The organism is Streptomyces nigra, from assembly GCF_003074055.1.
Lineage (GTDB): Bacteria > Actinomycetota > Actinomycetes > Streptomycetales > Streptomycetaceae > Streptomyces > Streptomyces nigra.
Genome location: NZ_CP029043.1, coordinates 4,780,093 through 4,792,211 on the forward strand (window position 1 = coordinate 4,780,093; position 12,119 = coordinate 4,792,211).

Sequence of the window (12,119 nt, forward strand, 5' to 3'; positions counted from 1 at the left end):
CCCTCCCTACGGCAGGGAGTGGACGTGCGGTCCCACCGCGTTGGACCAGGCGTTGCCCGCGGTCGCGTCCCAGTTGGTGGACCAGGTCATCGCGCCCCGCAGGTCGGGGTAGGTCCGGGACGGCTTGAACGTGCCGCAGTTCGTGCCCTTGGCGAGGCAGTCCAGGGCGTTGTTCACGATCGCCGGCGACACATAGCCGCTGCCCGCGCCCCGGGTGGAGGCGGGCAGGCCCAGGCCGACCTGGGACGGGGCCAGTCCGCCCTCCAGCTGGATGCAGGCCAGGGCGGTCAGGAAGTCCACCGAGCCCTGGCTGTAGACCTTGCCGTCGCAGCCCAGCATCGAACCGCTGTTGTAGTACTGCATGTTGACGACGGTGAGGATGTCCTTGATGTTCAGCGCCGTCTGGAAGTACGCGTTCGACGTCGACTGCATGTCGATGGTCTGCGGCGCCATCGTGATGATCAGCGACGAGCCCGCCTTCGCCGACAGGGACCGCAGCGCCTGGGTCATGTAGGTGGCGTTGAGGCCGTTCTCCAGGTCGATGTCGACGCCGTCGAAGCCGTACTCCTGCATCAGCGCGTACACCGAGTTCGCGAAGTTCGCCGCCGAGGCGGAGTCGTTCACGGCGACCGTGCCGCGCTCGCCGCCGACCGAGACGATGACCTTCTTCCCGGCGGCCTGCTTGGCCCGGATGTCCGCCTTGAACTGGTCGACGGCGTAGCCGCCGAGCCCGGCCGAGTCCAGGTTGAAGGTGACCGCGCCCGGTGTCCCGGCCGCGTCGGCGAAGGCGACGGCGATGATGTCGTACTGGGACTGCACGTCGGCCAGCTTCTGCACGGCCGCGCCGTTGTTGAAGTTCTGCCAGTAGCCGGTCACCGCGTGCTTGGGCAGTGCGGGCCCCGTCGGGGTCGCCGTGGTCGTGCCGGTCACGGTCGCCGACTTCCCGGACTCACCCGCCGCGTTGGTGGCGGTGACCTGGAAGGAGTACGACGTGGAGGGCGCGAGGCCGGTGACCGTCGCCGAGGTGCCGCCGACCGCCGTCACCTTGGTGCCGTTGCGGTAGACGTTGTAGCCGGTGGCGCCGGAGACCGTGTTCCAGGCCAGGGAGACCGAGGAGCTGGTGCGGCCCGAGACGCTGAGCCCGCCCGGGACGCCGGGGACCGTCGGAGCGGGGTCGGTGCCCCCGCCGCCGTCCGGCCCGAACACAGAGATGTCGTCGGCGAAGTAGGCCGCCTGGCCGTACCAGCCGTGGGTGTAGACCGTCACCGAGCTGGTGGAGCCGCCGGTGGTGAACGTCGTCGAGAGCTGCTTCCAGCCCGCCGAGTCCGGCGTCCAGGTCGACACGTCGGTCGTGCCGGTGCCGGTCACGCCGAGGTAGGTGTAGCCGCCCTGGACCCATGCGCTGAGCGTGTAGGTCGAGTTGGGCTTCACGGCCACGCTCTGGCTGCACCGGGCGTTGTCCTGCCCGGCGGGCGTCGCCTTGAGTGCCGTGGCGCCGCCGTGCACGGGTGAGGTGACCGTGGTGCCGCTGTTCGCGGTACAGGTCCAGTTGGTCAGGCCGGACTCGAAGCCGGCGTTCCTGGCGTTGTTGACGTCCGCCGCGGACGCCTGACCGGCGCCGAGGAGGGTCAGGGAGAGGGCCGAGGCGGCGAGAGCCGCACACAGGCGCGCCGCCCGTCCGGGGAAGCCCCGGGATCTGTTGGTGAACATGCCAAAACAAGGTGGTCCAGACCAATCAAACTGTCAAGAGGTTCCGGACGTGGAGACTTTGTGCGCGCGACCTGCCCCGTTTTGACGGGAGTTGGGGGTGGGCAGTTGTCCCCCGGCTGCTGAAACGCTGTTCTCCCGTCATCGAGCCGTGGATACAGTGCAGGGACAGTCACGCAACGAAGTCGTCCCGGTGCGGCGGAGTGACACCGGAGCGCCGGGGCCGGGTGGGGAGCGGGGAGCGACGCGTGCCAACTGCCATTGCCGTGACCAGTGCCGACATGGCACTGCCGGCGCAGGACGAGCGGACCGTGCCCGCCGTGGTGCTCAAGGACCTCGAACAGGAGCCGCTGGACAGCTCGCTGGCGCATCTGCAGACCCTGACCGAACACCACGGCCATGTGATCGTCGTCTGCTCCCGGGCCGTCTCCCGGCGCGCCCGGCAACGGCTGCACACCGTACGGTCCCTGCTGGAGAGCGACCGGATCGCCGTCTTCGAACCCGATCTGCCGCCGCTCGCGCTCGCCGTCCTCGCCCGGCAGCTGCGCCAGCTCGCCTCCTGCGACCTCAGCCCCGGCATCCTCGCCTCCGCAGGGCGGCTGCTCACCCACTACCTGCACGCGGGCGCGCTCCTCGGCTCCGTCGCCAAGCTCGACCGGGTCCCCGTCGACCTCGGCTCGCACGCCCGGTCCTGGATGCCCGGCAGCCAGTTCGGCGTCCTCGCCCACCCGTCCCCCGAACTGGTCCGCGCCGCCCCCGGAGTCAGCCTGCCCGGGCCGGAGTTCGGCACGTCGATGCTGATCGCCCGGGGCCAGCTCCAGTCCGACTGGGTGGCGGGCACCCTCGCCCCGTCCTGGCGCGCCCAGGGCCTGCGCGAGGTGGTGCTGCCCGCCGAATCCGCCCGCTGGTGGGGGACGCCCAGGCTGATCGAGTTCTGCGCCTTCCTGCCCGGCCTGCCGGTGCTCTACCAGCTCGTCACCTCCGTCCGGCAGAGCTCCTGCCACTGGTGCGGCATCGACGTCATCGGCGACCGCTGCGTCTTCTGCTCCGCCACCCCGCCCGTCCACGAGCAGCCCGCCCGCGCAGGCTGAGAGGACCCGGACCCCGGACCGGGCCCACCGACCGCCCCCGACCGATTCCCCCAATGAGGTTGCACGGTTCATGAACTCCCGTCAGCGCCGCGGCGTGATACTCCTGCTTCTGTCGGTCCTGTGCGCCCTGGGCGCCTTCGCCGGCGTGCTGTCCGTCGTCAGCGACGTGAAGTCCAAGGTCGGCCCCGAGACCACCGCCTACCGGCTCACCCGCGACGTGGCCCCCTACACCCCGCTCGGCGCGGCCCAGTTCGAGAAGATCCAGATGCCCGAGCGGTGGCTGTCCCCGAACGCCGTCACCGACCTGCGCGAGATCCGCGGCAAGATCGCCGTCACCACGCTCAAGGAGGGCTCCCTCCTCCAGAGCGACATGGTCGTCGACCAGCCCGCCCTCAAGGCCGACGAGCAGGAACTCGCCATCATGATCGACGCGGCCACCGGCGTCGCCGGCAAGATCACCCCCGGCGCCACGGTCAACGTCTACGCCACCTTCGAGGGCCGGCGCGACGGCGACCCCGACCAGTCCAAGCTGATCGTGGCCAACGCCCGCGTCATCGACGTCGGCGACCTGACCTCCCTGCAGCCCGACCGCGACGACCGGGACCGCCGTACCGTCGAGGCCGTCCCCATCACCTTCGCGCTGAAGACCGTGGACGCCCAGCGCATCACCTACGCCGAGTCGTTCGCCGACGAGGTCCGGCTCGCCCTGGTGGCCCCGGGCGCCGCCTCCGACATCGCCCCGTCGGACCGCACGTACGAACTCGCCAAGGACAAGTGAGAGGCCCCCATGCCCACGAGGATCCTCCCGGCCGTCGGCGACGCGGACGCGGTCCGTTCCCTCACCACCCTGCTCAGCCAGCTCCCCGACGCCGAGCCGGTCGCCCCCGTCACCGACTCCACGCAGCTCGTCGACACCCTCGCCCGCCTCGCCGCCGAGTCCGTCGACGAGCTGCCCGAGGTCGTCGTCGTCCACGAGCGCATCGGGCCCGTACCGGCCCTGGAGCTCATCCGCGAGGTCGCCCTGCGCTTCCCCGCCGTCGGCGTCGTCCTCGTCACCTCCGACGCGAGCCCCGGCCTCTTCCAGGCCGCCATGGACCACGGCGCCCGCGGCCTGGTCGCGCTGCCCCTGCACTACGAGGAACTCGCCAGCCGCGTCAACGCCGTGGCCCAGTGGTCGGTGGGCGTACGGCGGCACCTGGGCGCCGGAGGCGACGTGTTCGCCGGGACCGGCGGTACCGTCGTCACGGTCAGCGGCGCCAAGGGCGGCGTGGGCGCGACCCTCACCGCCATCCAGCTCGCCCTCGCCGCGCAGGCGTCGGGCCGGAGCACCGCCCTGCTCGACATGGACCTGCAGACCGGTGACGTCGCCTCCTACCTGGACATCCAGTTCCGGCGCTCGGTCGCCGACCTCGCCGCCATCACCGACATCTCGCCGCGCGTCCTCGCGGACGCCGTGTTCCGCCACGACACCGGGGTCGCGCTGCTCCTCGCCCCCGGCGACGGCGAGCGCGGCGAGGAGGTCACCGACCGGGCCGCCCGGCACATCGTCGGCGCGCTGCGCTCCCGGTACGAGGTGGTCGTCGTCGACTGCGGGGCCCAGCTCAGCGGCGCGAGCGCGGCCGCCGTCGAGATGGCCGACACCGCGCTCCTCGTCACCACCCCGGACGTGCTCGCGGTGCGCGGCGCCAAGCGCGCCGTCCGGATGTGGGACCGCCTGCAGATCCGCAAGGCGGAGGAGACCACCATCGTCGTCAACCGGCACACCCGGTCCGCGGAGATCCAGCCCGCCCTGGTCCAGCGCATCACCGGCACCGCGGTCGCCGCCACCGCCGTCCCGGCCAACTACAAGGAGCTGCAGGGCGCCGTCGACGCCGGCCGGGTGCACGAACTGGACGCCAAGTCGAGCGTCAAGCAGGCCCTGTGGGCCCTCGCGGGCGAACTGGGCCTGGTGAAGGGCACCGAGGGCGCCGTCCAGCGGCGCGGCGGCCGGGCCAGGGGAGGGGAGCGGGCGCGCGGCGGGGAGCGGCCCGCGGTGACGTTCCGGCGGCGCAAGGAGATAGGGCGGTGAGGCGGCGCCGGGGGGACCGCGGTCAGCTGGCCGTCGAGTTCCTCGGGATGACCCCGCTCATCCTGCTGACACTGATCGTGCTGTGGCAGTGCGTCCTGGTCGGCTACACGTACACCCTCGCCGGGCACGCCGCCGACGAGGCGGTGCGGGCCGGCACGGCCGCGGACCCCGGCGCCCGGGACGCCGCGTGCCAGGAGGCCGGGCTCGAGGATCTGCCGGGCGCCTGGACCGGAGAGGTGGAGTGCGCCACCGGCGGCGGTCTGGTGACGGCCGACGTGCGCCTGGAGGTGCCCGTGCTCTTCCCCGGGTCCATCGGGTTCCCGTTCACGGTCGACGGCCACGCCGGCGCCGTCGAGGAGGAGAGGGGCGACTGACATGGCGTACGGCAGGAAGAACCGCGACCGCGGACAGGTCGCCCTCGAATACCTCGGGTTCGTCCCGCTGCTGATCCTCGTCGCCCTGGCCGGCATCCAGCTCGGCCTCATCGCCTACGCCGCCCAGCAGGCCGGCACCGCGGCCCGGGCCGGGGCCCGCGCCGCCTCCCTGGACGAGAGCGCGCAGGAGGCCTGCTCCGCCGCGGTCAGCGAATGGCTGGAGGTCAGCTGCCCGCCCGCCCTGGGCGGCGACGAGGTCACCGTCACGGCGACGGTCGAGATCCCGTCGATCGTCCCCGGCTGGGAATTCGACCCCGCCGAGAAGACCGCGATCATGCCGCTCGACCACTGAACGAGGATCCCCATGAGCCTGAGGTCACGCATCACCACCCCCGAGGAGAACGGCGGCCGGGGCGAGGACGGCCACCTCGTCGCCTCCTACCGCGCCAAGCTCCTCCAGGAGATCGACCTCGCCGAGATGAGCTCGCTGGCCGCGGCCGAGCGCCGGGCCCGCCTGGAGCGGGTGCTCGGGCACATCATCAGCCGCGAGGGCCCGGTGCTGTCCACCTCCGAGCGCTCCCAGCTGATCCGCCGGGTCGTCGACGAGGCCCTCGGCCTCGGCATCCTCGAACCGCTCCTGGAGGACGCGTCGATCACCGAGATCATGGTGAACGGACCCGACGCGATCTTCGTCGAACGCGGCGGCCGCGTCGAGCAGTTGCCGCTCCGCTTCGCCTCCCACGACCAGCTGATGCAGACCATCGAGCGGATCGTCTCCACCGTGAACCGCCGGGTCGACGAGTCCAACCCGATGGTGGACGCCCGGCTGCCGTCCGGCGAGCGCGTCAACGTCATCATCCCGCCGCTCTCCCTCAGCGGCGCCACCCTCACCATCCGCCGCTTCCCGCGCTCCTTCACGCTGCACGAGATGACCGGCCTCGGCTCCCTCGACGAGCCCATGGTGTTCCTGCTGGCCGGCCTCGTGCAGGCCAAGTTCAACGTCATCGTCTCCGGCGCCACCGGCACCGGGAAGACGACCCTGCTGAACGCCCTGTCCGGCCTGATCCCCGCCCACGAGCGCATCATCACCATCGAGGACTCCGCCGAACTCCAGCTCCAGCAGGCCCATGTGATCCGCCTGGAGTCCCGCCCGCCGAACGTCGAGGGCAAGGGGCAGGTCACCATCCGCGACCTGGTCCGCAACTCCCTGCGGATGCGCCCCGACCGGATCGTCGTCGGCGAGGTGCGCGGCGGCGAGTCCCTCGACATGCTCCAGGCGATGTCGACCGGCCACGACGGCTCGCTGGCCACCGTGCACGCCAACAGCGCCGAGGACGCCCTGATGCGGCTGAAGACCCTCGCGTCCATGTCCGAGGTCGCCGTCCCCTTCGAGGCGCTGCACGACCAGATCAACAGCGCCGTCGACGTCATCATCCAGCTGACCCGCTTCCCGGACGGCGCCCGCCGCATCACCGAGATCGCCGTCCTCGACAGCCACGGGGCCGAGCCGTACCGGCTGGTCACGGTCGCGCGGTTCAACGCCCAGCCGATGACACCGGACGGCCGCGTCCACGGCGCCTTCGCCTGCCACCCGCTCCCGCGCCGCACCGCCGACCGCCTCTACATGGCGAACCAGCCGATCCCGCAGGCGTTCGGCGTCGCCGCGTCCCCGCTCGAGCTCGCCACCCGAGAGGCCAGGTAGGACCCCGCCCATGGACCTGCAGACCCGCATCACGCTCACCACCGGCATCGCGCTGCTGACCTGCGTCCTGGCCGTGCTGGGCGTCCAGGCGTACGCCGCCGGACGGGCCCGCCGCCAGGCCCTGGTCGACCGTCTGACCGCGGCCGGTCAGCTCGCCGACGCCGGTGGCAGGCGCCGCCGCTTCGCCGACCTGGACCGCCGGCTGCGCCGCACCCGCCTGGGCCGTCGCCTCGAACTGCGGCTGGTCGCCACCGGACTGGACATCACCCCCGGCGAGTTCTTCGTGACCATGCTCGCCGTGGTGGCCGGCCTCTGGCTGGTCGGACAGGCCGCCCTCGCCCCCTTCTTCGGCCCCATCGCCGGACTGCTGGGCGCGTGGGCGGCCGTCCAGTTCCTCGACTGGCAACGGCAGAAACGCATCGAGCGCTTCATCAACCAGCTCCCCGAACTCGCCCGCATCCTGGCCAACGCCGCGCACGCGGGACTTGCCCTGCGCACCGCGATCGGCCTCGCCGCGGAGGAACTGGAGGCCCCCGCCGGGGAGGAGCTCGCCAAGGTCTCCCACCAGCTGGCGCTCGGCGCCTCCATGGACGACGCGCTCGGCGAACTCGCCGAACGCCTCCCCTCCCGCGAACTCGTCGTCCTGGTCACCACGCTGGTCCTGTCCAACCGGGCCGGTGGCCAGGTCGTCAGCGCCCTGCGGAACCTCACCGAGACCCTGGAGGAACGCAAGGAGACCCGGCGCGAGGTCCGCACCCAGCTCTCCCAGGTCAGCATGACGTCGTACGCCGTCCCCGTGCTCGGCGTCGGATCGCTGTTCCTGATGAACGGCGTCAAGGACGGCGCCCTGGAACGGATGACCGGCAGCCCTGTCGGACAGGCGGCCGTCCTGATCGCGTTCGGGCTGTACGCGCTCGGCTTCCTGCTGATCCGCCGCCTGTCGCGGATCGACGTCTGAGGGGACCGCACATGGGAATCGGACTGCTTCTCGCCACCGTCATGGCCCTCGGCGTCGCCGGCGTCTTCGCCGGTGTCCGCATGTACCGGGCGGAGACCAAGCTCCCCGCCGACCTGGCGCTCGCGCTGGAGGTCGGCGCGACCCGCACCGGCGCCGTGGACTCCCTGGTCGACCGTATGGGCATGCGGTACGCCCCGGCCGTGCTGCGCCTCATGGGACCCAAGCTGGTCGCCCGGTACCGCCGCAAGATCGATCTCGCGGGCAACCCCGGCGGCCTGACCATCGACCGGTACGCGGCCCGCCGCGCCGTGTACGGCTTCCTCGGCGCCGTCGGCTTCCTGGTCTTCCTGCTGCGCGGACAGCCGCTGGTCGCGCTGCTGCTGCTCGCGTTCGGGGCCTTCTGGACGGAGGTCGGCATCTGGTCGGCCATCCGGATCAGGAAGGACGAGATCGAACGGACCCTGCCGGACTTCCTGGACGTCCTGGCCGTCGTGGTCAGCGCCGGCCTCGGCTTCCGCCAGGCCCTCGACCGCGTCGCCGGCCGGTACGAGGGTCCCTGGGCGGACGAACTGCGCATCACCCTGCGCCAGATGGACCTCGGCATGAGCCGCCGCCAGGCGTTCGCGGAACTGCGCCGCCGCAACGACTCCGAACAGGTCGCGATGTTCGTGACCGCGCTCCAGCAGGGCGAGGAACTGGGTGCCCCGATCGTCGACACCCTGGTGGCCCTCGCCAAGGACATGCGCCGCACCGACGCGCAGAACGCCCGCCGCAAGGCGGCCCGCGCGGTGCCCAGGGCCACGCTGATGATCACCACCTTCATGGTCCCGGCCACGCTGATCCTGCTGGGCGCGGGCCTGCTGCTCGGGTCCGGCACGGACTTCGGGACGCTGACGGGGGAGTAGGGGGAGCACATGACCGGCATTCCGGCGCAGGAGGCGCTGCGGATCGTCGTGGCACACGGCGACCCCGCGGCGCGGGCGGCCCTGACCGCCCTGCTGTCCGGCCACACCGCCCTGCGGATCGTGGCGGAGACGGCCGACGGCCCCGAAACCCAGGAGGCGGCCCGCCACCACCACCCGGACACGGTCCTGCCGGACGTGCACCTGCCGGCCCTGGACATCCCACAACTGGCCGGTGTGGTTCCGGTTTTGATGCTGACGTACGCCGAGGAGCCGGAGACCGCGAGGGAGGCACTGCGCCGAGGAGCGAGCGGCTACCTGGTGCAGGGCGAGTTCACGGCATCCGAACTGGTGGCGGCGATACGGGAGGTGAAGCGGGGACGGACCCCCCTGACCCCGTCAGTCGCCGCACTACTCGCGCAAGCAAACACCGAACGAGCTTATAGAGCTGGGACTTCACCGGAACGGCTTTCGCAAGTGCAACCACCTATGGCACAGTCGTCGTACCGGTCACGGTTCCGATTGAGCAGGAGGGAGGCGGAGATCATGGACCTCATCGCATCCGGCATGAACAACCAGCAGATCGCCGCCACCTGTTTCATCACCGAAAAGACGGTCAAGAACCACATCAACCGCATCTTCGCCAAACTTCACAGCACCAACCGGGCGGAGGCCGCAGCCAAGTGGCGTGGTACGCAGCCCGGTTCACACCAGGGCGGAGCTGAGGGGCGATGACGCGACGACTGTTTTCGGTCATGGCGTGGAAACGGGTCCAGGGAACCTCTGGCATCGCGGCCGTTCCCGCCTACGTTTCTCCCCAGAGCGCTCAACGATCGCCGGACACCGGAGGGGACCCCCATGAGCAACTGGATCAACGCGACCGCCGCGTACCTGCGCTCCCGCACCGCACGGGACGACAGGGGACAGACGGCGGTGGAGTACCTGGGCATCATCGCGGTGGTGGTGGCGATCGTGCTGGCGATCACGGGGACGGACATCGGGCAGACCATTTACGACGCCATCGTGGAGCAGATCGACGAGCTCACGGGATGAGGCGGCGTCGCTCGCCGGGCGACTCAGGGCAGGCCTTCCCCGTATACATCACGGTGGTGGGGGGCCTGCTCTTTCTCGCGTTCGCGTATCTCGCCGTCGGGCAGGCCGGTGTGAATCGCAACGGTGCGCAGACGGCGGCGGACGCGGCGGCGCTGGCGGCGGCGCAGGACACGCGTGACCAGCTTGCGGGGGACTGGTTGTCGGTGATCGACGACCCGGACAAGTGGCTGGAGTTCCTGGACGGGGACACGGTGGTGCTCGACGGCTGCCCCCGTGCGTATGAACTGGCGGAGCAGAATCGCGCCGATGTCGACGCCTGTGGCCCGTCGGGGCCGCTGGGCTACACGGTCGACGTGACCGCCCAGGAGTCCGTGGGTGAATCCATCGTCCCGGGGACCGAGGAGTTGCACTCGACCGCGTCGGCGACAGCGGTGATCGAACCGCGCTGCTCCTTCGAGCCTCCGACGGACGAGGAGGGCGACAACGGTGACGGCGACGGGAACGAGACGCTTCCGCTGCCCGTACTCGACTGCGGTGACACGGACTGGGAGCCGGATCCGGATGACCCGACCACTCTTCCGGACCCCGAGGACCTGTTCGACGTCCACCTGGCCGACGCAACGAACGACGAGTGACGAAGGAAGCAGGACATGAGCATGCGGTTCTCTACGAAGGCCGGTCGGGGGATGGTCGCGATGACCGTTGCGGCCGGGCTGGCACTCGGTGCGGTGGGCTGCGGCGGAGGGGGCGGCGACGACGGCAAGAAGCCCCGGGGCTCCGCGTCCACCTCCAAGGACACCGACGGATCCAAGCCGAGCACACAAGAGGGAACCGACGAACTCCTCGCCGAACTCAAGGGCGAGGACGGACTGATCCTGCGCATCACCTCTGCCCAGCGGGACTCGGGGGGATTCGTCACCGTCAGCGGCGAGCTCAAGAACGACGGGGACGAATCCGCCCGCCTCTCGGCGCGCACCTCGGGTGACGAGACGGAGATCGTCCGGCACGGGACGTCGTTCGGCGGAGCCACACTCGTCGACTCGGCGAGCAAGAAGCGCTACTACGTCCTGCGCGACACCGACGGGCGCCCCCTGACCACCACCGGCGTGCCACGCATCAAGGCCGGTGACACCGTCCCCGTGTTCATGCAGTTCCCGGCCCCGCCGGCCAGCACCGGGGAAGTGAGCCTCCAACTCCCCACCTTCGCCTCCGCCTCCATCCAGATCTCCGGATGAGCCGCCCATGACCCGTCTCCCCCTCACCCTGACCGCGGTCGGCGTCATGATCGCCGCCAATCTCCTGACCGCCACCACGGCCGAGGCCGACGACGACCCCGCCGTGCCGCCCGGCACCGAGGCGTCCGCCGCCGCGCCCGTGGAGGTCGACGCCAACGACCCCGATCTCAAGCTGCCCGAGGGCGCCACCCTCGCCGCCGCCAAGGTGCTGGACATCAAGCAGGTCGTCGAGGACCAGGCCGGTGAGGAGCGCCGCGAGGACACCAACGCCGACGTGAAGTTCGCGCTGCAGGCGGAGGTGCTGTTCCCCAAGGACAGTGCCAAGCTCACCGGCGAGGCGAAGGCCCGTATCGCCGCCATCGCGGAGGAGATCGGCAAGCAGAACGCCACCCGCATCCGGGTCTTCGGCTTCACCGACAACCTGGGCTCCTCGGCCCACGGCGACGTCCTGTCCCGCAAGCGCGCCAACGCCGTACAGGGCGTCCTGGAATCGGAGCTCGACGACTCCACGATCACCTACGAGGTCCGCGGCTACGGCGAGCAGTACCCCATCTCCTCCAACGCCACGGAAGCCGGCCGCAAGAAGAACCGCAGAGTCGAGGTGTCCTTCCCCCGCTCGTGAACGCCGACGGGGGAGCGCGTCTCAGCCCAGCTCGACATCGACCCGCACCCCCGCCCGCACCCCCCACCGCGCCATCGCCCCCGCCGTCGCCTCCAGGACGTGGCGGGAGCGGAGGCGGGGGAGGCCCAGGCGGTTCGGGGGCATCGTGCGGACGGCGAGGACGCGGAGGTGGCGGTCAAGGTAGGCGACGTCGATCGGTATGCGCATCCGGACGGTGTGGACGCTGCCGGCCGGGGTGAGCAGCAGCGCCCCGTCGACCGAGTCCCGGCCCAGCAGGCCCTTCGTCCGGGCACGGTAGGACGCGGCGATCTCCAGTGGCACCGCCACCTCGCCCCGGTCCCCGTGGACGACCAGCGTGCCCCGTCCGTCCTGCCACCGCCGAGCCATCGCGGCCCCTCCCGCCCTTC

General features: G+C 71.3%; 15 protein-coding genes. 13 read left to right on the top strand and 2 right to left on the bottom strand.

Annotated elements, in window-relative coordinates:
• Nucleotides 1–6: 6 nt before the first annotated feature.
• Nucleotides 7–1,710, bottom strand: a complete 1,704-nt coding sequence (locus tag DC008_RS22280; RefSeq protein ID WP_108708469.1) for a chitinase — start codon at nt 1,708–1,710, stop codon at nt 7–9.
• A 278-nt stretch (nt 1,711–1,988) separates the two neighbouring features.
• Here DC008_RS22280 and DC008_RS22285 point away from each other — a divergent pair, with 278 nt between their 5' ends.
• From DC008_RS22285 to DC008_RS22345, 13 genes are all read left to right on the top strand, one after another.
• Entirely contained in the window at nt 1,989–2,798 is an 810-nt protein-coding gene (locus tag DC008_RS22285) for a hypothetical protein (protein ID WP_244221507.1), read from the top strand.
• A 70-nt stretch (nt 2,799–2,868) separates the two neighbouring features.
• Nucleotides 2,869–3,576: a Flp pilus assembly protein CpaB gene (gene cpaB, locus DC008_RS22290; protein ID WP_108708471.1), complete on the top strand. Its 708-nt coding sequence runs from the start codon at nt 2,869–2,871 to the stop codon at nt 3,574–3,576.
• A 9-nt stretch (nt 3,577–3,585) separates the two neighbouring features.
• Nucleotides 3,586–4,866, top strand: a complete 1,281-nt coding sequence (locus DC008_RS22295) for a CpaE/TadZ family protein (RefSeq protein ID WP_108708472.1) — start codon at nt 3,586–3,588, stop codon at nt 4,864–4,866.
• A gap of 47 nt (nt 4,867–4,913) precedes the next feature.
• A complete protein-coding gene (locus DC008_RS22300; RefSeq protein ID WP_235073888.1) occupies nt 4,914–5,240 on the top strand; it encodes a pilus assembly protein in 327 nt (108 codons plus the stop codon).
• Nucleotide 5,241: 1 nt separating this feature from the next.
• A complete protein-coding gene (locus tag DC008_RS22305; protein WP_055621774.1) occupies nt 5,242–5,592 on the top strand; it encodes a TadE/TadG family type IV pilus assembly protein in 351 nt (116 codons plus the stop codon).
• A 12-nt stretch (nt 5,593–5,604) separates the two neighbouring features.
• On the top strand, nt 5,605–6,942 hold the full coding sequence (locus DC008_RS22310; protein ID WP_108708474.1) for a TadA family conjugal transfer-associated ATPase: 1,338 nt from the start codon (nt 5,605–5,607) through the stop codon (nt 6,940–6,942).
• Nucleotides 6,943–6,952: 10 nt separating this feature from the next.
• Nucleotides 6,953–7,900, top strand: a complete 948-nt coding sequence (locus DC008_RS22315) for a type II secretion system F family protein (protein ID WP_108708475.1) — start codon at nt 6,953–6,955, stop codon at nt 7,898–7,900.
• Between the two features lie 11 nt (nt 7,901–7,911).
• A complete protein-coding gene (locus tag DC008_RS22320; protein WP_108708476.1) occupies nt 7,912–8,805 on the top strand; it encodes a DUF5936 domain-containing protein in 894 nt (297 codons plus the stop codon).
• 9 nt (nt 8,806–8,814) lie between these two features.
• Entirely contained in the window at nt 8,815–9,537 is a 723-nt protein-coding gene (locus DC008_RS22325; RefSeq protein ID WP_108708477.1) for a LuxR C-terminal-related transcriptional regulator, read from the top strand.
• 123 nt (nt 9,538–9,660) lie between these two features.
• Complete coding sequence (locus DC008_RS22330) at nt 9,661–9,855, top strand: Flp family type IVb pilin (RefSeq protein ID WP_055621778.1); 195 nt, start codon at nt 9,661–9,663, stop codon at nt 9,853–9,855.
• Nucleotides 9,852–10,490, top strand: a complete 639-nt coding sequence (locus tag DC008_RS22335; RefSeq protein WP_108708478.1) for a pilus assembly protein TadG-related protein — start codon at nt 9,852–9,854, stop codon at nt 10,488–10,490. The genes DC008_RS22330 and DC008_RS22335 overlap by 4 nt, the downstream gene beginning before the upstream one ends.
• A gap of 15 nt (nt 10,491–10,505) precedes the next feature.
• Nucleotides 10,506–11,090 (top strand): hypothetical protein, encoded by a 585-nt coding sequence (locus DC008_RS22340; protein WP_108708479.1) that lies wholly within the window; start codon nt 10,506–10,508, stop codon nt 11,088–11,090.
• 7 nt (nt 11,091–11,097) lie between these two features.
• The gene (locus tag DC008_RS22345; RefSeq protein ID WP_055621781.1) at nt 11,098–11,712 is read left to right on the top strand and encodes an OmpA family protein; all 615 of its coding nucleotides are present in this window, start codon (nt 11,098–11,100) and stop codon (nt 11,710–11,712) included.
• Nucleotides 11,713–11,733: 21 nt separating this feature from the next.
• Here the strand turns inward: DC008_RS22345 and DC008_RS22350 are convergent, their stop codons facing one another.
• A complete protein-coding gene (locus DC008_RS22350) occupies nt 11,734–12,099 on the bottom strand; it encodes a DUF192 domain-containing protein (RefSeq protein WP_108708480.1) in 366 nt (121 codons plus the stop codon).
• Nucleotides 12,100–12,119: the final 20 nt, after the last annotated feature.

Bases quoted from the DNA above. Each gene is read 5' to 3' on its own strand.
- cpaB (WP_108708471.1), top strand. From the start codon at position 2,869: ATGAACTCCCGTCAGCGCCGCGGCGTGATACTCCTGCTTCTGTCGGTC.
- DC008_RS22350 (WP_108708480.1), bottom strand. From the start codon at position 12,099: ATGGCTCGGCGGTGGCAGGACGGACGGGGCACGCTGGTCGTCCACGGG.
- DC008_RS22335 (WP_108708478.1), top strand. From the start codon at position 9,852: ATGAGGCGGCGTCGCTCGCCGGGCGACTCAGGGCAGGCCTTCCCCGTA.
- DC008_RS22305 (WP_055621774.1), top strand. From the start codon at position 5,242: ATGGCGTACGGCAGGAAGAACCGCGACCGCGGACAGGTCGCCCTCGAA.
- DC008_RS22310 (WP_108708474.1), top strand. From the start codon at position 5,605: ATGAGCCTGAGGTCACGCATCACCACCCCCGAGGAGAACGGCGGCCGG.
- DC008_RS22345 (WP_055621781.1), top strand. From the start codon at position 11,098: ATGACCCGTCTCCCCCTCACCCTGACCGCGGTCGGCGTCATGATCGCC.
- DC008_RS22320 (WP_108708476.1), top strand. From the start codon at position 7,912: ATGGGAATCGGACTGCTTCTCGCCACCGTCATGGCCCTCGGCGTCGCC.
- DC008_RS22330 (WP_055621778.1), top strand. From the start codon at position 9,661: ATGAGCAACTGGATCAACGCGACCGCCGCGTACCTGCGCTCCCGCACC.
- DC008_RS22280 (WP_108708469.1), bottom strand. From the start codon at position 1,710: ATGTTCACCAACAGATCCCGGGGCTTCCCCGGACGGGCGGCGCGCCTG.
- DC008_RS22325 (WP_108708477.1), top strand. From the start codon at position 8,815: ATGACCGGCATTCCGGCGCAGGAGGCGCTGCGGATCGTCGTGGCACAC.
- DC008_RS22300 (WP_235073888.1), top strand. From the start codon at position 4,914: ATGACCCCGCTCATCCTGCTGACACTGATCGTGCTGTGGCAGTGCGTC.
- DC008_RS22285 (WP_244221507.1), top strand. From the start codon at position 1,989: ATGGCACTGCCGGCGCAGGACGAGCGGACCGTGCCCGCCGTGGTGCTC.
- DC008_RS22315 (WP_108708475.1), top strand. From the start codon at position 6,953: ATGGACCTGCAGACCCGCATCACGCTCACCACCGGCATCGCGCTGCTG.
- DC008_RS22340 (WP_108708479.1), top strand. From the start codon at position 10,506: ATGAGCATGCGGTTCTCTACGAAGGCCGGTCGGGGGATGGTCGCGATG.
- DC008_RS22295 (WP_108708472.1), top strand. From the start codon at position 3,586: ATGCCCACGAGGATCCTCCCGGCCGTCGGCGACGCGGACGCGGTCCGT.